Source organism: Natronosalvus caseinilyticus (genome assembly GCF_017357105.1).
Lineage (GTDB): Archaea > Halobacteriota > Halobacteria > Halobacteriales > Natrialbaceae > Natronosalvus > Natronosalvus caseinilyticus.
In genome coordinates this window covers 3,098,182-3,116,830 of sequence record NZ_CP071596.1, presented here as the reverse complement: position 1 = coordinate 3,116,830, position 18,649 = coordinate 3,098,182, and the positions used below count along the sequence as shown (strand labels likewise).

Genomic DNA, 18,649 nt, shown 5'->3' with positions numbered 1-18,649 from the left:
GTTATGAATTCTGATTTGTCGGCTCCCCGGAATCGCCATTGGCGACGCGTTTTCCTCGGCACCCCCTCCCCTGGCACTACCGATCGTATCACGACGACGCGCTCCCAGAGCGAACTATTGCCGAAAGAACCTTTATGACCCGCCCGAGTATCACGATTGAATGGACACGGCCTGGGAATGTGGGATCGACGACTGCGGCTCGGTGTTCGAGGACGTCGAGTCGGCTATCGCCCACCAGGTAACCGCTCACGAACGCCTCGAGTGTGGCGTTTGTGGAACCATCGTCCCCGACGGCTACCTGGCGATCCGCCACGTCTTCTCCGAACACAGCCGCGCGGAGTACGTCCGGGCGTACGGCGCCGGAGCGGAGGACGTACGCCAGCGCGAGGACCTCCTTGAGGAAATCGACGAGGTCGTCGATCAACAACGACTGGCCGACCACCTCGAGAGCTAGGTTCCTTCGAACGGCCTCCGAAGTCTCGAACGCCACCGATTCGGTCAGACGGTACCTGCTCACGAATCGTTGAGCTCGGCAGGAGAGCCTCGAGTCGGAGGGGCGAAACTCGACTGTCCCAGAAAAACGCCGAACGCTATCGCTCGTCGGAGTCGAGGACGCGAATCTGGTCCCCGCGAACCGTCACCGGAATCGGCACCGTCGCCTCGTACAATTCGACGGTCACCTGGTCCTTGCCCTCGTCGATGCGCTGAACCTGCGCCTTCTCGCCCTTGAACGGCCCGGCGATGAGTTCGACGATGTCGCCTTCGGCGATGCCCTCGACGTCCGGCTTGGGCGAGAGGAAGTGCTCGACTTCCGAGATGTCGGACTCGCCCGGGATGACCGTTCGAGCGTGAGGGATGTCCTCCAGGATCCGCTCGAGAACGGCGTGGCCGTCGGACTCGACCATCACGTAGGAGGTCAACGAGTCGGGGGCGAGCGCGGCGTGTACCTCTGGCTCCTCGCGGTTGATGATCATGTCCGCGACGGTCTGTTCCTGGCTGGCCGTCGTTTTGACTGCGTAGATCGGCATCAGAAGCCCCCACCAGTGAGGAACAGCATGACCACGCCGATGAGGAATCCGAGCAGGCCGACGAGCAGGATTCCCGCCCCGGCGATCTTCGACACTTGCACGAATTCCTCCCGTGTGGGGGTCGTCGCCATCTTCAGTACCCGCACGTACGAGGTGAGATCGTAGGGAACGTCCATATCTGTGTGTTCACAATGCGGGGCCTTTTATCTGTCTTTCTCTTCCGGGGGTCAATCGCTGGGCTGTACCCACTGGAGCGCCCCCACCCCCACGTTGCAGATGACGGCCGCGCTTTCCTGACCCTGGACTGCGCACTTCACGTATGGCCGAAGACGATACCGACCGATCCGACGAGTACGTGGCCGAACGAGAGGCAGAGATCGAGGACGAACTCGAGCGAATCGATCGCGACCCAGAGGAGGTCGACGAGGGGAGCGACCTCGGCAAGCAGAGTGCGCCACGCCGAGCGGACGAGGAACGTCAAGCGGACGACGAGTCCTGACGGCTGAGGCGACAGTCGAGCACTCCTATCGCCTGCTCGAGCCTCGAGCGGAGGAGAGTTCGACAGGGCCAACTTCCCAACACGAGCCGCTGTCTTTCAAAAGACGGTGGCTCTGACATAATACTACATTTTTTATAGTAAGGGTGTCGAGCGTCCAGGAGTCGAGATACACTCGAGTTCCGATAACTCGTCCGCTAACTCACCCGAACGATACTATGCGCGCCCAGTGAACTACGATAACGCATACGCCCAGTCAAACACCGTTGAGCAGAACGCAGCGAGCACGACGAAGCTCACGCTTCGTCGAACAAGAAAATCGAAGATTTTCGAGTTTGACTTCGCTACGCTCAGTCAAACAACTCAGCGCCGTCGACCAGGTGCTCTTCGACAGCATCCAGATCGAGGGTGACACCGAGTCCCGGCTCCTCGGGGATCTCGATGTAGCCGTCCTCGATGACCGTCTCTTCGACGAGGTCGTCCCACCAGCCGAGTTCGTAGCTGTGGTACTCGACGGCCAGGGAGTTCGGGATGGCCGCACCGACGTGCGCCGCGGCCATCGTCGCGACCGGCGAGGCGACGTTGTGCATCGCGACGGGAACGTAGTACATGTCCGCCAGGTCAGCGATCTTGCGCGTCTCGCGCATTCCCCCGACTTTCGGCAGGTCGGGCGCGATGATGTCGACGGCCTGCCCCTCGAGGAGGCGACGCTGACCGTGTTTTCGGTAGACGTTCTCGCCAACCGTGATCGGCGTCGTCGTCGACTGGGTGACCTCCCGCTGGACGTCGTGATTCTCCGGCGGGACGGGGTCCTCGAGCCACCAGACGCTGTACTCCTCGAGGCGCCTGGCCAGTCGCTTCGCGCTGCCGGCGGAGAACGTCCAGTGGCAGTCGAAGGCGACGTCGGCCCTGTGGCCGACGGCCTCGGTGACGGCCTCGACGATGCTCGCCTTGTGCTCGATTTCGACGTCGCGCAGGTGGCGATTCGCCCGGTCTTTCTCGTGGCCCGAGGGCACGTCCAGGTCGAACTTCAGCGCGTCGTAGCCGAGTTCGTCGACGACGCGTTCGGCCTCGTCGGCACAGGCGATCGGATCGGCTTCCTCCTCGGTGTGACAGTCGCAGTAGACCCGCATCTCGTCGCGGTACTTCCCGCCCAGCAGCTGGTAGGCCGGCACCTCGAGGATCTTCCCGGCGAGGTCGTGGAGGGCAACCTCGATGCCCGAAATTGCCGTCACGGTGACGCCCGCGAGCGACCCTTCGCCAGACATCTTCTGGACCATGTGCTCGGTGAGTCGGTCGACGTCGAGCGGGTTCTCGCCCTTGAGGAAGGGTTTCATCCGCTCGACGAGTTCACTGACGCCGGCGCCCCAGTAGGCCTCGCCGGTGCCGACGATTCCCGCGTCGGTGTAGACGCGGACGAGCGTCCACGGGAAGTTCCCGTCGACCATCGTCGTCTGGATGTCGGTAATCTCGACGTCTCGGCCGCCGCCGCGTTTCGCCGCGACACCCATCGTCTCCGCCGACAACTCTCGCATCGTATACTCCGCGTTCGGGTCGTGGAGTTGCGAGTAATCGATGCCCATAGTCGGGATACATCGGTTACCCGTAAGAATCCCCTGCCGGAACCGGAAGTCGTCGAGGCCACGACGAGCCACTGATCGAAAATAGTATTAGAACCCGAGTAAATATTCGACCATGGAGATCACTGACGTCGAAACGTTCGTCGTTGACGCGGACTGGCGCAACTGGTTTTTCGTCCAGGTCACGACCGACGAGGGCATCACGGGTGTCGGCGAGGCCCTGAGCGGTGAGGGTCTCACCGCCGCGCTCGAGGCCACGGCTGAAGCCCACAAACACTACCTCATCGGCGAAGACCCGCTGAACCGCAAGAAACTCAACCGACGGCTTACCCGGTACCCGTTCGCGTGGCGGGCAGGCAAGCTCATCAACGCCGTCGCTTCGGCGTTCGACATCGCCCTCTGGGACATCGCGGGCAAATACTACGACGAGCCGGTCTGGAAGCTCCTCGGTGGGAAGGTTCACGACGAGATTCCCGTCTACGCAAACGGCTGGCACATCGGCGAGCGCACGCCCGAAAACTATGCCCGCCACGCCGAAAAGGCCGTCTTCGAACAGGAGTACCCCGCCCTGAAGTGCGATCCGTTCGCTCACTACGAGTACTCCCTCTCGAACGCGCAAATCGAGGAGGTTGCCGACCTGCTCGAGGCCGTCCGCGAGGCCGTCGGCTGGGACGTCGGCATCGCCCTCGACTGTCACGGCCGCTTCTCGGTCCGAGGGGCGATTCAGGTCGCCGAGGCGCTCGAAGAGTACGACATCATGTTCCTCGAGGAGCCGGTCGAACTCGAGGACCGTGAAGCGATGGCCAAGGTCGCCGACCGCGTCACCATGCCCGTCGCGACCGGCGAACGCATCTACAACAACGAGACCATGGATGACCTGATCCGGAAGGGTGCGTGCGACATCATCCAGCCGGACCTGACGAACTACGGCAGCCTCGCCGAGCTACAGCACGCTGCGGAGATGGCGAAGGCGCGCTACATGACGTTCGCGCCTCACAACCCCAACTCCGGCATCAGCACCGCCGCCGGCCTCCACCTCTGTGCGGGCATCGAGAACCTCGAGGTGCTCGAGCACATGAGCCGCGACGTCGAGTGGGGTGACGAGATCATCGATCACGACTTCGAGGTCGAGGACGGGACGCTCAAGGTTCCGGACGAACCCGGGCTGGGCGTCGAGTTCGACGCCGAGGCAGCTCGCCAGTACCCCGGCGAACCGAAGGACAGCCACAGCCTCTTCGACGCCGAAGGCGCGCTCAAGCGTCCGTAGTCCCGAACTCGTTCAAAAATCCGGTTTCGTTTTTAGCCTCGAGCACGGCCTCTCAGCCGAGCGCCTCGAGGACGTCCTCGGCAGCGACGTCGAAGCCACCCGCCTGGGCGAACGACGACGAACCGCCGCCGCCGCCGCCGAACTCGGCCGTCAGATCCTCGACCACTGCACCCGCGTCGGCACCACCCTCGCTCCGGATCACGACGAACGGGTAGTCGGTTTCGCCGACCACAGCGAGAACGTCCGCGCGCGAGTCGGTGACGCCGCGAACGGCGTCGGCGAGCGCGTCCGGTTCGATCCCGTCGACGCTCGTCACGAGCCACGTCTCGCCGTCTCGTTCGACGGGATCGACCGCCTCGAGCGCTCGTTCGACGAGTTCGGCCTCGAGGGCACGCGTGTCGGCCTCGAGAGCGTCCTGGCGCTCGACGGTCTCCTCGAGGGCGTCCGATATCGAGGTGACGTCCGCCCCCAGCGTCCGCTTCGCCGCGAACGCCGCTCGCTTTTCGGCTGCCCGGCGCTCGATCGCTCGCGGGCCGACGGCGAACTCGACGCGCGTGAGTCCCTCTCCGGGGTTCGACCGGTCGAGGACTGTGACGGGCCCGATTTCCCGGGTGTTTCGAACGTGGGTTCCGCCGCAGGCCGCGACGTCCCAGGGGTTGCTCGAGCCATTGGTCGTCCGGCCGTTGTCGTCTTTCGAGCCGATCGTGACGACGCGGACCTGGCCCCTGGAAAAGGCACCTTCCTCCGTGGCTTCGTTGAACGCAATCTCGTCGCGTTCGCGCGCGTCCGCGACCTGGACGTCCTCCCAGGAGACCGGTCGAGACTCCCAGACTGCCCGGTTGACCAGTTCGTCGAGTTCGATCAGCACGTCGTCGTCGATCTCGGTCGTCGTCTCGAGGTCGACGCGGATCTTCTCCTCGCCGATGTCGAACCCGCCGTAGCCGAGGTCCTCGAGGAGGCGGCGCCCTGCGCCGTAGAGGACGTGGCTGGCGGTGTGTGCGCGCATACAGTACATCCGGAACGACCAGTCGATCGAGCACATGACGCGGTGCCCGGCCTTGAACGACGCTGGATCCGCGAGGACGTGGACGTGCTCGCCGTCGACGATCTGGACGTCCTCGACGGGAACGTCGCCAATCCGCCCGCGGTCGGCTGGCTGGCCGCCGCCCTCGGCGTAGAAGTACGTCGTCTCGAGCCAGACGCGCTTCCCGTCGACTGCCGTCACCTCGGTTTCGAATCGCGTTGTGTAGGGCTCGGCCGCTGCCCGTTGACCGCTCATTGGTGGGACTCCGTCGGCCTCCGATAAAAGTCTGCTCGCCGCGGCGTCTCCCATTCTGGGGAGCGTGTTAGCACGAGTCCGGGCACTATTCGGCGAGTTCGACGTCGAGAACCGACTCGAGGGCCGTGATGAGCCCGCCGCCGACGCCAGCCTGGGTCGCTCGCCCCTGTTCGACGGCCAGCAGGTCGGACTCGCGACAGCCGAGTTCCTCGGCGAGTTCCTCGCGCTTTAGTCCGGCCTCCTGGCGGGCTGCCTCGACGCGTTCACCGTAGCCGGAGACGAGGTACGGCAGCGGGTCGTCGTTGTAGTTCGTTCCCTCCTTCTCCCAGTGTTCGGAGTCGCCGTCCCATATTGGGTTCGCACGGGCGACGTTCTGGGCGGCTTTCTTCTTGCGATTGGGTTCGTCCTGCGATCGCGAGCCGCTCGAGCCGGAGCCCCCCGACCGACGACTACGCTGCTTCTGTTCGTCGCTGTGGGGGGCACAGTTCGGGCAGACCTCGAGGTCGGCGCCGGCGACGGTCGCTCGACGCAGCGAGTCGCTTTCGGCGCCACAGAGCTCGCAGTTCGTCCCGCCGCCGCCGGACGACGAGCCGGTCGAGTATTTTGCCATGACTACCATTGGCCGGTCCGACATTTCAAGGCACCGTTCACTGCCTGTCGATTACTAGTGTTCCGTCAAGCGTCAATCGATGAGACGAACCGGACACAAGGTATCGGTTCGTCTCATCACATCAGGCTTGACACAACACTCGTTTCTATGTGACGGCCCCCCAGAGCCGGCGGCAAAAGAAAGGGCTTTTATATGCCCGTTGGATATCGGAAAGTGCAGAAAGACGCCGCGAGCGTGGGTAGCCAAGCTAGGCCAACGGCGCAGCGTTGAGGGCGCTGTCCCGTAGGGGTCCGCCGGTTCAAATCCGGTCCCACGCATCGCAACGGTGGATTATCCCACCACTCGATGCAGGTGATCTCCCTTCGCGGACATCACCCACGCATAATCCTTTCCGACGAACCACTTACTTGAGCAACTGCGATGTCCCATAGGGGTCCGCCGGTGAGCAGTCGCCCGTCGACTGCGAACGTCGTCGTGAGCGAAGCGAAACGACGGAAGTTCAAATCCGGTCCCACGCATCGTATGCAAATTTGGAGAATTTGCATGCCAGCAAATCTCCGATTTGCGCTGCATGCGCGGTTGTATACACGACCGCGAAACGTGAGGCGGCAACGCCGCCGAACGAGACGATGCAGGTGATTTCCCTTCGCGGACATCACCCACGCATAATCCTTTCCGACGAACCACTCAGTCGAGCGACGGCGCTGTTCCGTAGGAATTTGCCGGTGGGCCATTTGTCTCTCGAGCGCGAGTATTGTCTCTCGTGGCCGGTATCCGTACTTCGTACAATCTGTGAAGTGAACGCAAGTATTGTGGTTCATAGACTCGCTAGCCGAAGCCTGATTTCGGTGTCCACTGATTTACCCGTCAGTGAGAAAGCGAGATACGGGGGGTCGATCCCACGGATATCTACCTTTTCGATGAAGATTGTAGACGGCACATTTGAACACCACTTGGGTTTAGATATCTTCTCCAGCTTGGCCGATGGATGTATGGACTCTTACACATTAATAGAATTATGAAAAGAAGGCAATTTGCTGTTATCTTTGTCAGTGGGTTATCACTGACAAGTGGCTGTACAAGGTTATCGTCAACAGTTAGCAACCAACACAGTTCAGACGTCTTCCAGAGCTATAGTTACGAGCGAACAGAGCTAGTGGTAAGATTCCAAGACGAGGCTACGGTCGAGAAGGCCGTGCTGGTCGACCGAACCGCTGATGAGCAATATCAAACTGTTAGTCACCCTTCCGATAGTGTTCGTTTTGATGTCGTGTTCCCTGACAGACTAGCGTCGTATATTTCGAAAGACCTCTACGTGGAAGCTAAAACCTCCGATGGTTGGGTTAGTCAGTGGGTTTGGGAACCAGTCCATGGAGTCGCACAAAATATTGAGGTGCAATCAGACGGAAGGGCTTCCTTCGATATTCACAATACAGGCACCGCCCCTCTTCTGGTCCGGTTTGTCGGAATGTATGGGAACGTTCCAAACCCCACTGTCGATCTTCAGAGCGAGTCGTTTGATCGCGGTTCTTTCGAACTGGGACCAGGTGTCGTTGGCGCTGGTCGTAGCCGGCCGCTCAGTCCATCGAGGACAGATCTCGTTGTTGGCCCGGGCGAGACCGTTCCGTTCGAGACAATATATCGCCCCTTTGCGTTTGTGGGTAGCGCACCTGACGGTGCTTGTGATGACGGCACAGAACGCAACGGAGAGATCGGCATCTTCCATTCGTCCGGCAAGATAGCTTCGTATTCGTTCACATATAGTGCGAGTGGTGGCCCTGTCGTTGTCGGTGGCGAGACCGATGGGGCTGCCAGCCAGCAGGTAGTCGAGAAGTGTGACACAGTAACCACTTCCAGGTGACATTGTTGCTGGCTCTGGTGAATGGCCAGACACGGGGTTCCTCTGGTAGGTACCAGCCAATTCGATGGTTAGAGTGAACCCACCAGGATGGTCTCTTGGCACCACACTCGAGCATGCACTGTGTTGACGAGGGCGCGTCTGATCTGAACGATCGCAGTTTTCAGGTTGACCCAGGAAACCGTCACGAAGTGTTGACGGTGTCTCTCGAGAGCAATACAGGCCGTCGAACCGTTTCTCGGGCCGATTGACTTTTGTGTCCGGACACGATACGGACACCTGCGCAACTGCCTAGCCCTTTGTACCGATATGCAAACTGAAATCCCTCCCCCAGACAGCACGCACGACTCGAATTACGACCAGGCGAACGATCGGTACGTCTTTCGCTACGACCCCGACGGCACGGCGACGTTGACGACGACCATCGTACACGCCCTCTCGAGCATCGCGAACGTCGACGTCTCCCAGGGCGAGTTCTCCCTGTACGACAGCATCGACCCCGACGCGCTCGAGCAACTGTTCAGCCGGAAGAACGACGGCGAACGACGACTCGACGGCCACGTGTGCTTCAGGGCCCTCGAGCACGAGGTGTACGTTTTCGCCAACGGCGACATCTTCGTCTATCCACCGGCTGGCAGCGGCCAGTCACCGCTTCGCTGAGCCTCTTCCCCTGTCTCTCGATACCGATAGCGAGCCCGTACGCGTCGGTACCGACCCGGGATACACGACGTTCCCGATTCGTCGTCGGCCCCGTTATCGAGGCTATCGAGGCACCAGTCTCCGCGTCGCGCCAATTACAGTCCCGCGCAACGGACAGCTATTTCTCCCTTCTCGGTCTCGAGTCAACCATGACGGTCATCGGATTTCTGAGCACGGCACCGGTCGTCGAGGACAGCATGTCGTCTGAAGTGGCCAAAGCTGTCGACGCGCTCGAGGACTACGACGTCGAGTACGAAACCGGGCCGATGGGAACGACCATTGAGGCCGAAAACGTCGACGAACTGTTCGCCGCGGCGCAGGCGGCCCACGAGGCGGTCGGCGGCGACCGCGTCAGCACTTTCCTCAAGATCGACGACAAGCGGACGAGCGACGAGTCGGCGGCGGCGAAGGTCGACGCCGTCGAGTCCCACCTCGAGCGGCCGGCGAGAAGTGGCGAATAGTCGCAAGTAGTCGCGAGTAATCGCCCCTGACCACAACTAACAAACGGTTTGAAGGCGGAGCGAGTAGCCCGAGCCATGGAGAGTCTCAACCGGATGGCCATCGAACTCGTCGACGAGGCCCTCGAGTTCACCGAGGAGCTCAACGTGGGCGCGTACGAACTCGAGAACGAGACGACGGTGCTCGACTTCGGCCTCGAGTTCGACGGCGGTATCGAAGCGGGACTGCTGTGTACGGAGATCCAGACGGCTGGACTCGCGACGCCGAGTCGCGACCTCACGGAGATTGGCGGCGCGCCCATCCCGCACGTCGAACTCTCGACGGACCAACCGGGACTCGCGTTGCTCTGTTCACAGAAAGCGAGCTGGGAACTCACGACCGAGGACTTCGAGGCGCTGGGGAGCGGTCCCGCCCGCGCACTCGTCGCCGAGGAGACGGAGTTCCGCCGCATCGGCTACACCGACGCCTTCGACCTGACGGCGCTCGCGGTCGAGACCGACGAACAGCCGACGGAGGCCGCTTCCGAACAGGTGGCCGCCCTCACGGGCGTCGAGACCAGCGGCGTCTTCCTGCTGGCCTACCCTACCGCCAGCGTCGTCGGGAGCGTCACGAACGCGGCCCGCGTGGCAGAGCACGCGACGTTCAACCTCGTCGAACTCGGCTACGATCCGCTCGACGTCGTCTCCGCGACCGGGCGTGCGCCGGTGCCGCCGGTCGCCAGCGACGAGCAGACGGCCATCGGCCGGACGAACGACGCCGTCGCGTACGGCGGGACGGCTCACCTCGTGGTTCGGGAGGACTTCGACGCCTTCGACGCGGTCGTCTCGAGCGCGCGCGAGGAGTACGGCACGCCGTTCGCCGACATCTTCGAGGATCGAGACTGGTCGTTCGAGGAGACGTCGGCCGACCTGTTCGGCCCGGCGAAGGTGACCGTGGACGTCCTCGGCGGCCCGACGTACGTCTACGGCGAGACGGACGAGGACGTCCTGGTCGACTCCTTCGGCCTCGACGCCGACCGCTGAGGTCCGTATGCAGTTCAAACTCGTCCCCGAGGCACCCGACGACCTCGCGTACGTCGAGACCGTCCAGCGAGCCGTCCCCCTCGTTCCCGGTACCGAGGACGACTGCTGTGCCCGGATCATGCGCGAGACGGGAATCGGCCCGCGAGACGAGGCCCGGACCTGGCTGACCTTCCTCCGGGCGCTCGAACTCGCTCGAGAGGGACAGGCCGGGTTCTACCGCGAACGGGTCGATCCCGACCCCGACCACCTCCGCGAGGCGTTCCGCGAGCGCGTCTACGGCGTGCCCGTGGTCCTCGACGTTCTCGAGGCCGCCGACGGACCGCTCTCGGCCGACGCCGTCTTCGAGGCGTTCCGCGACGAAATCCCGGCCTACGAACAGCACAAACACCGGACCCGCCTCCAGGAAGTCTGGGGCGAGCGCGTCCGCAGACTGCTCGAGTGGGCGGTCCTGTTCGACCTCGTCGAGCGAACGCCCGAGGGGTACGCTCGAGACGTCGGGCGAGGGGAGGGATGACCGCGCCCACGACGATGCCCGTCGACGCCGTGCTGTTCGACCTGGACGACACCCTCTGTCGCTACCGCCGGTCGCCGGCGACGGTCCTCGAGCGAGCGTTCGAGCGTGCCGGCGTCGACACACTCTTCGAGCCGTCGACGTACCACGATCGGTACGGCGACTACCTGGAAGATAGCTCGAGCGTCGCCGACCTGCGCGAACGGTGCTTCGGCGACCTGGCGGTCGAATCGGGCTTCGACCGGGACGTCGGCGTCGCCGTCGCGGAGGCGTTCGCCGCCGAGCGCGACCAGCGAGCGGTCGATCCGCTCTCGGGCGTTCCCGACGTCCTCGAGGCGCTTGGTGAGGAGTATCGTCTCGGCCTCGTCACCAACGGCAACCCCGAGATGCAACGCGAGAAACTCGACGCCATCGGCCTCACCGACGCGTTCGAGACGACGGTCTTCGCGGGCTACGACACGGCGCCGAAGCCCGACCCGGAGCCGTTTGGGCGGGTGCTCGAGACCCTCGAGACGGATCCCGGGCGCGCAGTGTACGTCGGGAACTCCCTCTCGAGCGACGTCGCAGGTGCTCGAGCGGCCGGGATTCGGTCAGTCTGGGTGCCCCCTAAGCCAGACGTTCCCGCGGAGCCGACGCCCCGCCCGGACTACACGCTCGAGTCACTGGCGGATCTCGAGCAGCCGCCCTGGCTCGAGTCGTAACGACGTCTGGCCCAGCAATTACCGATCGTCGTCGGTCTCCAGTAGCGGAAGGAGCAGGGAGGCGAGGGCGTTCGTTCCGCTGGCGGTAACCGACGCCTCGGGTCGCTCCTCGTCGCCGACGTACACCGTCTCGAATCCCTGCTCACGGGCCGGGACGATGTCGTGTTCGTACGTATCTCCGACGTAGAGGTACGCGTCTGCCGGCAAGCGCACCTTCGCTTCCTCGAAAATGGCGGGGTCGGGCTTTCGCGCTCCCAGGTCGTTCGAAACGATGACTTCGTCAACGATCTCGTCGAGGCCGTGCTCCTCGATCTTGCGCCACTGCATGGGCCCGTCGCCGTTGGTGAGAATGCCCGTCCGATGCCGGTCGGCGACGCTCTCGAGGAGGCGTCGAACCGCCGGGTCGATGGTCATCGACGCTGCCTCGAGAGCGACGTAGTCGGCGGCGAGCGACGGCGGATCACCCGAAACCCCGTAGCGATCACAGGCGGCTTCGAACGCCCGTTCGTAGGGATCCGGTTCTATTTCGGTAATGCCCTCGAGTACTCGATCGGAGAAGAACTCGGCCAGTTCCGGGGACGGGTCCTCGGAGAGGACGCCAGCGAGCAGCTCGTCGAACGGCGTCGTGTACTCGAGGAGCGTGCCGTCGAGGTCGAAATACACCGTCGTTGTCATTACAGAAGAGCGAGGGCGATTCGAAATGGACGTTTCGATTCTGCTCTGTGGACTGGAAGCGGCTGACGACCGGTTTGCCTGGCGCCGAGATCACGTTCACTGAAATATTCGCCCTCGGTTCCCGCGTCGCGTTCCCTCGTCGACGCCACTCCGGACTGCATTCGTACAAGTCTATGTAGGTTGAGTATTATGAAATGGTCGTATGCCAACAGCGCAATTACGGCAAGCCGTCCCCCTTCCGTATCAAATCCTCTTGCTCACGGCGTTGGGTGGGAGTCTCGCGTACGCGTTGATCACCGCCCACATCCTCCTCTGGTTCCTGAGCGTTGCCGTCGTCGTTTCGCTCGGCCTCGGCGTCGTACTGGTGTCTCTCTTTTACCGATTGGTGGTCGCCGTCGAACGAATTGCCGACGAACGATGACGGACCGCGGCCTCAGGACAGTCGCGCCGCCAGATCCGCCTCGGTGATGATGCCCACGGTCTGGCCTGCCTCGGTGATCATGACGGCCTTGTAGTGCTCGAGGAGGTTGCTAATCTCGTCGAGGGTCGCGTCCTTCGAGACGGTCGGAAAGCTCTCAGCCATGTGTTCGGCGACGGGTTCGTTGCGGTCGTCCTCGTCCAGGTGTACCAGTTCCGTCTGGCTGATCGACCCGACCGGAATTCCGTCCTGGATGACCGCCAGTTGCGAGTACGCCTCCCGTTCCATTTGGTGGGCGGCCTCGCTAACCGGATCGTCGGGGGCGACGCTGACCACGTCCTCGTGCATGAGGTCGTCCGCGCGAATGATGTCGCCCTCCGCGTCCTCGAGGGCGTTGACGATCCGACGCAAGGTCGAGAGTCGCGGGTCGACGTCGCCGCCCTCGATGCGGGCGATCAGTGGCTGGGAGACGTCGGCCCGATTTGCCAGTTCGCTCTGGGTGAGTTCCAGTTCGTTCCGGCGCTGTCTGAGATCCGTCGGCGTCGGCAGGTCCATACCGGCACATAACCGCGGGTTATAGAAATGTGTTTGGGTGGGATGGTCTCGAGAACTCGCCTCGAGGTCAGTCCTCGTCGTCGTCGAGTTCGAAGATTTCGACGACCGACAGCGGGACGTCTCGAAGCGCCCCGCCGATCTCGCTCTTCGCGATCCGAGAGGCGTGCTCCTCGCTGTCGGCGTTGAAGACGTCCATCTCGAGGGCGAGCCCGACGAGCGCGGTTTCGGCCGCGATGAACGCGGAGTCGAACGGTTCGCCACAGGCAGGACAGCCCGTCGCGCCGACCTCGACCTCGACGTACTCCATGTTCTCGCTGTTGAGTCGCTTTCCGGCTTCGCTGACGGCGACGCCGATTGCATCGTCGATCGCTTCGACGTCGCGAACGAGCCACGCGGCTTCCATCGCGACGAGATAGTTGGCCATACTCCCTGGTCGGGCCCCGGGGTTTCCTGCTTTGCGGTTTGGCCGCGCTCCGTTCGTCGCCGAAACCGATCCTCGAGCCGAGTGCTCGTACGGCTGATCACCGCGCACGGTTGGCCTATGTTGGCCATAAGTTTTGGAAATTGCCCCGGTGTATTGGCTTCTGGATACCCATCCCTCGAGCGGAAACGCGGATTCGATTTCCCTTTCCACAACTGTACTTGAACCGCAAGACTGCGCGGACTTCAAACCTTCCTGATTAATCATCAACCCGCTATCGGGGCAACAAGGCTTATATATACACCTGGTCTGACCATCGACCGAACGCCGATGATATCCCGCGTGTACCACGCGTCCCTGTTCGCACTGTATCAACTGTGCATCGCAGCCGGCATCGTCATGATGCCGCTCGCGGTCGCCGCCCGCCAGGCCGGAATTTCGATTCCAGTCCACAAGGTGCTCGCCAGCGTCGGTGAGGCCTACGAGAACGCCCAGCCCGAGCCCTGAACGTACACTGTTTCTACCCTTCCATACCTCGATCCTCGACCCTCGAGCCGTCGTGAACGACCCGACCTCGAGCCACCGGTGACAACCGACTTCGAGCCACCGCGTTACGCGACGCGGCGAAACCGGAACGAAGCACGGTGACCGCCGATGTTTTATACCCTGTCGGCCGTAACATGCGGATAATGCGAACGCCATCCCACGACTCCGAGTTCTCTCGCACCGTCGACCAGCTGGCGAACGAGCCCTCGCCGTACGAACCGGAACTCGGCTCGCTCCCCCAGAACGGCCTCTCGCAGGCCGAACTGGACAACGTGAACAAGACGGGGACCACGACGATCGGCATCACGACGGCCGACGGCGTCGTCATCGCGACCGACATGCGCGCGAGCCTCGGCGGTCGCTTCGTCTCGAACAAGAACGTCCAGAAGGTCGAGCAGATCCACCCGACCGGCGCGCTGACGATGGTCGGCAGCGTCGGCGGCGCCCAGTCGTTCATCAAGAGCCTGCGCGCCGAGGTCAACCTCTACAACGCCCGCCGTGGCGAGGAGATGAGCATCGACGCACTCGCCACCCTCGCGGGCAACTTCGCCCGTGGCGGCCCGTTCTTCGCCATCCACCCCATCCTGGGCGGCGTCGACGCGGAAGGGAGCCACGTTTACAGCATCGACCCCGCCGGCGGCGTCATGGAGGACGACTACACCGTCACCGGTTCGGGCATGCAACTCGCCTACGGCCACCTCGAGCAGGCCTACGAGGAGGGCCTCTCGAACGACGAGGCGATGACCATCGCGGCCCGGAGCATCAAGTCTGCCGCCGAGCGCGACACCGGCTCCGGCAACGGCGTCTTCCTCTGTGAAATCACCGAGGACGGCGTCGAGATCCACGGCCACAACGACTTCGAAGAAGTCATCTGAGCGAGCGAGGTCTGAGCAAGCCCATTTTCCCACCCTCGACGAATAATGACCGTCGCATCTTTCCTGAGGTGGCCCGGACGTCTCTTCGAGTGATCGTGTCGATCGATCCGTAAGTAACCCGAAGCCGATGCGACTCAGTACCCGTTGGCGACGTGCTCGAGCAGGACCGACTCCGTCCGTTCGTACGAACCGATGACGACGATCCGGTCTTCCGCTTCGATCGATATCGTGTAGGTTGCGCCGACCGAGGGATCGTCGTCGACTCGAACCGTCTCTCCGTTTCGTTCGATCCACAGACCGTCGAGGTGTTCGATCGCGGTGATCGTGATCACGGCCTCGCCATCCTCCTCGTCCAGGCTGAGGCCCGCCTGTGGTCGGGTATGGCGCGTCGCGTCCGCCGGCGGTTCGAAATAGTTGAACGCCGTGGTCTCGATCCACCCCTCGTAGACAGCCACGCGGTCGGTCGTCCACATCGACGTCTCGTTGTAGTACTCGAGTGGAAGCCACGATTCGATATGGGAGCGTGGGCGCTCTTCGTGGAGCGTTTCCAGATCTTCGTATATCCAGGCGGTCGATAGCTCCGTGCGTTCGCCCCCAAACGACCAGGAAACGACGAACCCACCCGGTTCGTACGATGGTCGCCCGGTACTATCAGGAGCGAGACAAAATAAATACGAACTTTCCCCGCTCGGGACGACCGCTTCCTCGAGCACCTCCAGGAGCGTGCCGACGTCGTCGTGTGTCTCGGGAAGTGCGGCGCCTGACGCCCCTCCCGTTTCCAGGAGCGACCCAACCGACAACGTCGACGAATCCGCAGCGTTCTCGTCGATCAGCCCCGCTGTGGGCGCGACAACGAGGGTGGACGGACCGACGGCAACGGCCGAGTCCTCCAGCAGTTCCCTGTCGCCGTCCTGGATGGAGACGCCGTCGTACACTTCGTACGCTCCGTGGCTGCTCGCGTCGGCGTACCCTGCTGTTTCGATGGCGTCGGTGACGACACTCGAATCGAACGAACCGTAAAGAATCTCACCGACGTTTAGATTGAGGTACCGGTCCAACTCTCCACTCGAGATGCCGAGTGCGCTGTACGCTTCGACGGCCTTCTCGAGTTCGGCGCGGTCGACGCTCGAAGCCGTGTCAGCCAGGTCGTAGGAGGCCTGGACGTCGAGTTCGAGGAATCCCGGAGTCCCCTCGTAATCGTAGGTATCCATCGCCGGCGTCCACTGGCGAAAGAGCGGTTCGTCACGTGCTTCGTAGGTCTCCTCGGCCTCGTCGTCGGTGTTGGACTGGTCGTCGCTTTCGGACTCGCCGTCGACGCCGTCGGTGTCGACGGTGGTATTCGAGGGGTCGTCGTTCGCGTCGCCGTCACCGTCTCGAGAATCGGACGTCAGGCACCCCGAGACCGCGGCGACTCCACCGAGGGCCAGCGATTGCAACAACCTTCTTCGGCCAGCATCATTCATTACGATGCGTCTCACTCTTGAATACAGGACGAAAAGTATTTCTGAATGATACGAGCGCCGGGATGACCTGAGTCAGTCCATCGGACGGGTCGCCTTACGCGTGTCCTCGAGACGAATCGCGCGCCCCGTCTCGCTCGAGCGATAGATCGCGTCGATGACCCGCTGAACGGCCAGGGCTTCGTCGACCGTGTTGACCGTCGCTTCCTCGCCCGCGGCAACCGTCTCGAGGAAGACTCGATCCTGTTCGTAGTGTCCGGTTACCGACGCGTCGCCGGTGAGCTGGGTGTCCGCGTAGTGGTCACAGCCCGCAATGCCGGCTTCGAGCAACTCGAGATCCGAATCGCCAATTTCGAACCGCGCGCCGGCGTTGCTCCCCCGGACGTGGAACTCTTGACTGGGGTCGCGGTTGGTCGCCCAGCCAGCCTCGAGGGTGATCGTTCGCCCGTCGGCACAGCGGATGAACGCGCTGACGGAATCGTCGACCTCGTAGGCCTCGGACTGCGCGTCCCAGTTGTTGCCAAAGCCGTCGGGGTCGGCGTACTCCTCCTGGGTGCCGAACGTGCTCCGGGCCGTACCGGAGACCTCGAGCACGTCCGGAAAGTCGAGCATGTAGAGCGCGAGGTCGATAGCGTGGACGCCGATGTCCAGTAACGCACCGCCACCGGCGAGGTCGGGGTTCGTGAACCAGGAACCAGGGCCGGGAACGCCGCGCCGACGGATGTAGTTGGCTTCGACGTGGGTCAGCCGACCGAATCGGCCCTGGGCCTTGTACGCGTCGAACATCGCCGCCGACGCGGCGTGACGGTTGTGAAAGCCCACCATACAGATTCCGTCCGCCCGTTCGGCCGCCTCGGCGAGGCGCTCGGCGCTCTCGAGGGTGTGCCCGAGTGGCTTCTCGACAAGCACGTGGCGACCGGCCTCGAGCGCGGCGACTGCGATCGGCTCGTGGAACTTGTTCGGCGTCGTGACGACGACCACCTCGACGCGCTCGTCCTCGAGCATGGCCTCGTGAGAGTCGTACGTTTCGGCGCCGAACTCGGCACCGAACCGTTCGCGCTGTGCTGCGATCAGATCGACACCGGCGACGATATCGGCGCCCTCCTGGCGCATGTTCGAGGCGTGGAGTTGCCCCATCCCACCGAGGCCAACGATACCAACGCCGATTCCGGTGCCGACGCCGGTCATCGAGTAACCCCCGATTTACCGGCTCGTGTTCGGGTAATGCCCGATTTCATCTGAAAACGAATGCGAAAGAACGCTCCCATAGAGAAACCCGGGGTGGCGATCAAAATAAGGGTTGTGACCCATGTCGTCCATATGTTCGAACCAGTTGAGTTCGAATTCTTGTTGGTGGGTCGATGAATGTCAGCGTCCCTACCGCTAGTGCCAGCTTACGACCCCGTCAGCCGCCGCCGGGACCGCCCACGCTTTCAGTCTCGATGTCGAATCGCTTCACGATGGCCACTGTCACGATCTGGAACGAGTACCGACACGAACGGGAGAACGACGAGGTCGCCGCCGTCTATCCCGACGGGATCCACGCGACCATCGCCGACTTCCTCGAGGACGACCACGAGGTGACCACGGCGACGCTCGACGAACCCGAACACGGGCTCACCTCGGACGTCCTCGAGGAAACCGACGTCCTGCTCTGGTGGGGACACACGGCCCACGACGAGGTCGAGGACGAGATCGTCGACCGGGTCCAGGAACGCGTCCTCGAGGGAATGGGCCTGCTCGTGCTCCACTCCGGCCACTACTCGAAGGTCTTCAAGCGCCTCATGGGAACCGGTTGCAGTCTCCAGTGGCGCGAGGACGACGGCCTGGAACGCCTGTGGGTCGTCGATCCCGGTCACCCGATCGCGGACGGCCTGGGCGAGCGTATCGAACTCCCCGAGACGGAGATGTACGGCGAACCCTTCGACGTTCCCGAGCCCGACCGTCTGGTCTTCACGAGCTGGTTCGAGGGTGGTGAGGTGTTCCGCAGCGGGTGCTGTTACCGGCGTGGAAGCGGCCGCATCTTCTACTTCCGACCGGGCCACGAGACGATTCCGATCTACGAGAACGAGGACGTTCAGCGGGTGATCCGAAACGCCGTCGAGTGGGCCACGCCGAACGAGGGCGCCCCGCGGACGTTCGGCGAGCGAGACTGAGTCTGCGTTCGTCCTGGCCTGGAGCCTTCTCGG

General features: G+C 63.1%; 22 protein-coding genes and 1 tRNA gene. 13 read left to right on the top strand and 10 right to left on the bottom strand.

Going from position 1 to position 18,649, the window contains the following annotated elements; all coding sequences use genetic code 11:
• Positions 1-160 precede the first annotated feature (160 nt).
• A complete protein-coding gene (locus tag J1N60_RS14990) occupies positions 161-454 on the top strand; it encodes a DUF7565 family protein (RefSeq protein ID WP_312908657.1) in 294 nt (97 codons plus the stop codon).
• A 136-nt stretch (positions 455-590) separates the two neighbouring features.
• Here J1N60_RS14990 and J1N60_RS14985 read toward each other — a convergent pair whose 3' ends face one another.
• Positions 591-1,028, bottom strand: coding sequence for a transcription elongation factor Spt5 (locus tag J1N60_RS14985; protein WP_312908656.1), 438 nt, complete (start codon positions 1,026-1,028; stop codon positions 591-593).
• Complete coding sequence (locus tag J1N60_RS14980) at positions 1,028-1,204, bottom strand: protein translocase SEC61 complex subunit gamma (RefSeq protein ID WP_253436227.1); 177 nt, start codon at positions 1,202-1,204, stop codon at positions 1,028-1,030. Before J1N60_RS14980 ends, J1N60_RS14985 begins: the two co-directional genes overlap by 1 nt.
• Positions 1,205-1,347: 143 nt before the next feature.
• Between J1N60_RS14980 and J1N60_RS14975 the strand changes: the two genes are divergently transcribed.
• On the top strand, positions 1,348-1,527 hold the full coding sequence (locus tag J1N60_RS14975; RefSeq protein ID WP_312908654.1) for a hypothetical protein: 180 nt from the start codon (positions 1,348-1,350) through the stop codon (positions 1,525-1,527).
• A 347-nt stretch (positions 1,528-1,874) separates the two neighbouring features.
• Here J1N60_RS14975 and J1N60_RS14970 read toward each other — a convergent pair whose 3' ends face one another.
• A complete protein-coding gene (locus J1N60_RS14970; protein ID WP_312908652.1) occupies positions 1,875-3,107 on the bottom strand; it encodes a mandelate racemase/muconate lactonizing enzyme family protein in 1,233 nt (410 codons plus the stop codon).
• A 112-nt stretch (positions 3,108-3,219) separates the two neighbouring features.
• Here J1N60_RS14970 and J1N60_RS14965 point away from each other — a divergent pair, with 112 nt between their 5' ends.
• The gene (locus J1N60_RS14965) at positions 3,220-4,371 is read left to right on the top strand and encodes a mandelate racemase/muconate lactonizing enzyme family protein (RefSeq protein WP_312908650.1); all 1,152 of its coding nucleotides are present in this window, start codon (positions 3,220-3,222) and stop codon (positions 4,369-4,371) included.
• A gap of 52 nt (positions 4,372-4,423) precedes the next feature.
• On the opposite strand, the gene J1N60_RS14960 is transcribed toward J1N60_RS14965, so the two are convergent.
• Positions 4,424-5,650, bottom strand: a complete 1,227-nt coding sequence (locus tag J1N60_RS14960) for an alanyl-tRNA editing protein (protein WP_312908648.1) — start codon at positions 5,648-5,650, stop codon at positions 4,424-4,426.
• 85 nt (positions 5,651-5,735) lie between these two features.
• Positions 5,736-6,260: a helix-turn-helix domain-containing protein gene (locus J1N60_RS14955; RefSeq protein ID WP_312908646.1), complete on the bottom strand. Its 525-nt coding sequence runs from the start codon at positions 6,258-6,260 to the stop codon at positions 5,736-5,738.
• A 232-nt stretch (positions 6,261-6,492) separates the two neighbouring features.
• Between J1N60_RS14955 and J1N60_RS14950 the strand changes: the two genes are divergently transcribed.
• The 6 genes from J1N60_RS14950 to J1N60_RS14925 all read left to right on the top strand — a co-directional run bounded on the left by J1N60_RS14950 (position 6,493) and on the right by J1N60_RS14925 (position 11,510).
• Positions 6,493-6,577: transfer RNA gene (locus J1N60_RS14950), tRNA-Leu, on the top strand.
• A gap of 1,850 nt (positions 6,578-8,427) precedes the next feature.
• A complete protein-coding gene (locus J1N60_RS14945; RefSeq protein ID WP_312908644.1) occupies positions 8,428-8,778 on the top strand; it encodes a HalOD1 output domain-containing protein in 351 nt (116 codons plus the stop codon).
• Positions 8,779-8,966: 188 nt separating this feature from the next.
• Positions 8,967-9,278: an MTH1187 family thiamine-binding protein gene (locus J1N60_RS14940; RefSeq protein ID WP_312908642.1), complete on the top strand. Its 312-nt coding sequence runs from the start codon at positions 8,967-8,969 to the stop codon at positions 9,276-9,278.
• Between the two features lie 75 nt (positions 9,279-9,353).
• Positions 9,354-10,298 (top strand): methenyltetrahydromethanopterin cyclohydrolase, encoded by a 945-nt coding sequence (mch, locus tag J1N60_RS14935; RefSeq protein ID WP_312908640.1) that lies wholly within the window; start codon positions 9,354-9,356, stop codon positions 10,296-10,298.
• Positions 10,299-10,305: 7 nt separating this feature from the next.
• Entirely contained in the window at positions 10,306-10,812 is a 507-nt protein-coding gene (locus J1N60_RS14930; RefSeq protein WP_312908638.1) for a double winged helix-containing putative transcriptional regulator, read from the top strand.
• Positions 10,809-11,510 (top strand): HAD family hydrolase, encoded by a 702-nt coding sequence (locus J1N60_RS14925; RefSeq protein WP_312908636.1) that lies wholly within the window; start codon positions 10,809-10,811, stop codon positions 11,508-11,510. Before J1N60_RS14930 ends, J1N60_RS14925 begins: the two co-directional genes overlap by 4 nt.
• Before the next feature lie 18 nt (positions 11,511-11,528).
• Here the strand turns inward: J1N60_RS14925 and J1N60_RS14920 are convergent, their stop codons facing one another.
• Positions 11,529-12,185 (bottom strand): HAD family hydrolase, encoded by a 657-nt coding sequence (locus J1N60_RS14920; RefSeq protein WP_312908634.1) that lies wholly within the window; start codon positions 12,183-12,185, stop codon positions 11,529-11,531.
• Between the two features lie 202 nt (positions 12,186-12,387).
• Between J1N60_RS14920 and J1N60_RS14915 the strand changes: the two genes are divergently transcribed.
• On the top strand, positions 12,388-12,606 hold the full coding sequence (locus J1N60_RS14915; protein WP_312908633.1) for a DUF8066 domain-containing protein: 219 nt from the start codon (positions 12,388-12,390) through the stop codon (positions 12,604-12,606).
• 12 nt (positions 12,607-12,618) lie between these two features.
• On the opposite strand, the gene J1N60_RS14910 is transcribed toward J1N60_RS14915, so the two are convergent.
• Together J1N60_RS14910 and J1N60_RS14905 are read right to left on the bottom strand one after the other, a co-directional pair.
• Entirely contained in the window at positions 12,619-13,158 is a 540-nt protein-coding gene (locus J1N60_RS14910) for a CBS domain-containing protein (protein ID WP_312908631.1), read from the bottom strand.
• A gap of 67 nt (positions 13,159-13,225) precedes the next feature.
• Entirely contained in the window at positions 13,226-13,582 is a 357-nt protein-coding gene (locus tag J1N60_RS14905; RefSeq protein WP_253436195.1) for a DUF555 domain-containing protein, read from the bottom strand.
• A 327-nt stretch (positions 13,583-13,909) separates the two neighbouring features.
• Between J1N60_RS14905 and J1N60_RS14900 the strand changes: the two genes are divergently transcribed.
• Positions 13,910-14,086 carry a hypothetical protein gene (locus J1N60_RS14900; RefSeq protein WP_312908630.1) on the top strand — a complete coding sequence of 59 codons (177 nt, stop codon included), beginning with the start codon at positions 13,910-13,912 and terminating at the stop codon, positions 14,084-14,086.
• A 182-nt stretch (positions 14,087-14,268) separates the two neighbouring features.
• Positions 14,269-15,000: an archaeal proteasome endopeptidase complex subunit beta gene (gene psmB, locus J1N60_RS14895; RefSeq protein ID WP_312908628.1), complete on the top strand. Its 732-nt coding sequence runs from the start codon at positions 14,269-14,271 to the stop codon at positions 14,998-15,000.
• Between the two features lie 134 nt (positions 15,001-15,134).
• Here psmB and J1N60_RS14890 read toward each other — a convergent pair whose 3' ends face one another.
• Positions 15,135-16,463: a hypothetical protein gene (locus tag J1N60_RS14890; RefSeq protein ID WP_312908626.1), complete on the bottom strand. Its 1,329-nt coding sequence runs from the start codon at positions 16,461-16,463 to the stop codon at positions 15,135-15,137.
• A 72-nt stretch (positions 16,464-16,535) separates the two neighbouring features.
• On the bottom strand, positions 16,536-17,648 hold the full coding sequence (locus J1N60_RS14885) for a Gfo/Idh/MocA family protein (RefSeq protein ID WP_312908624.1): 1,113 nt from the start codon (positions 17,646-17,648) through the stop codon (positions 16,536-16,538).
• A 272-nt stretch (positions 17,649-17,920) separates the two neighbouring features.
• Here J1N60_RS14885 and J1N60_RS14880 point away from each other — a divergent pair, with 272 nt between their 5' ends.
• Positions 17,921-18,616, top strand: a complete 696-nt coding sequence (locus J1N60_RS14880; RefSeq protein ID WP_312908623.1) for a ThuA domain-containing protein — start codon at positions 17,921-17,923, stop codon at positions 18,614-18,616.
• The last annotated feature ends 33 nt before the right edge of the window (positions 18,617-18,649 follow it).

Coding starts and splice junctions, on each gene's coding strand:
- J1N60_RS14990 (WP_312908657.1), top strand. CDS start 161: ATGGACACGGCCTGGGAATGTGGGATCGACGACTGCGGCTCGGTGTTC.
- J1N60_RS14985 (WP_312908656.1), bottom strand. CDS start 1,028: ATGCCGATCTACGCAGTCAAAACGACGGCCAGCCAGGAACAGACCGTC.
- J1N60_RS14980 (WP_253436227.1), bottom strand. CDS start 1,204: ATGGACGTTCCCTACGATCTCACCTCGTACGTGCGGGTACTGAAGATG.
- J1N60_RS14975 (WP_312908654.1), top strand. CDS start 1,348: ATGGCCGAAGACGATACCGACCGATCCGACGAGTACGTGGCCGAACGA.
- J1N60_RS14970 (WP_312908652.1), bottom strand. CDS start 3,107: ATGGGCATCGATTACTCGCAACTCCACGACCCGAACGCGGAGTATACG.
- J1N60_RS14965 (WP_312908650.1), top strand. CDS start 3,220: ATGGAGATCACTGACGTCGAAACGTTCGTCGTTGACGCGGACTGGCGC.
- J1N60_RS14960 (WP_312908648.1), bottom strand. CDS start 5,650: ATGAGCGGTCAACGGGCAGCGGCCGAGCCCTACACAACGCGATTCGAA.
- J1N60_RS14955 (WP_312908646.1), bottom strand. CDS start 6,260: ATGGCAAAATACTCGACCGGCTCGTCGTCCGGCGGCGGCGGGACGAAC.
- J1N60_RS14945 (WP_312908644.1), top strand. CDS start 8,428: ATGCAAACTGAAATCCCTCCCCCAGACAGCACGCACGACTCGAATTAC.
- J1N60_RS14940 (WP_312908642.1), top strand. CDS start 8,967: ATGACGGTCATCGGATTTCTGAGCACGGCACCGGTCGTCGAGGACAGC.
- mch (WP_312908640.1), top strand. CDS start 9,354: ATGGAGAGTCTCAACCGGATGGCCATCGAACTCGTCGACGAGGCCCTC.
- J1N60_RS14930 (WP_312908638.1), top strand. CDS start 10,306: ATGCAGTTCAAACTCGTCCCCGAGGCACCCGACGACCTCGCGTACGTC.
- J1N60_RS14925 (WP_312908636.1), top strand. CDS start 10,809: ATGACCGCGCCCACGACGATGCCCGTCGACGCCGTGCTGTTCGACCTG.
- J1N60_RS14920 (WP_312908634.1), bottom strand. CDS start 12,185: ATGACAACGACGGTGTATTTCGACCTCGACGGCACGCTCCTCGAGTAC.
- J1N60_RS14915 (WP_312908633.1), top strand. CDS start 12,388: ATGCCAACAGCGCAATTACGGCAAGCCGTCCCCCTTCCGTATCAAATC.
- J1N60_RS14910 (WP_312908631.1), bottom strand. CDS start 13,158: ATGGACCTGCCGACGCCGACGGATCTCAGACAGCGCCGGAACGAACTG.
- J1N60_RS14905 (WP_253436195.1), bottom strand. CDS start 13,582: ATGGCCAACTATCTCGTCGCGATGGAAGCCGCGTGGCTCGTTCGCGAC.
- J1N60_RS14900 (WP_312908630.1), top strand. CDS start 13,910: ATGATATCCCGCGTGTACCACGCGTCCCTGTTCGCACTGTATCAACTG.
- psmB (WP_312908628.1), top strand. CDS start 14,269: ATGCGAACGCCATCCCACGACTCCGAGTTCTCTCGCACCGTCGACCAG.
- J1N60_RS14890 (WP_312908626.1), bottom strand. CDS start 16,463: ATGAATGATGCTGGCCGAAGAAGGTTGTTGCAATCGCTGGCCCTCGGT.
- J1N60_RS14885 (WP_312908624.1), bottom strand. CDS start 17,648: ATGACCGGCGTCGGCACCGGAATCGGCGTTGGTATCGTTGGCCTCGGT.
- J1N60_RS14880 (WP_312908623.1), top strand. CDS start 17,921: ATGGCCACTGTCACGATCTGGAACGAGTACCGACACGAACGGGAGAAC.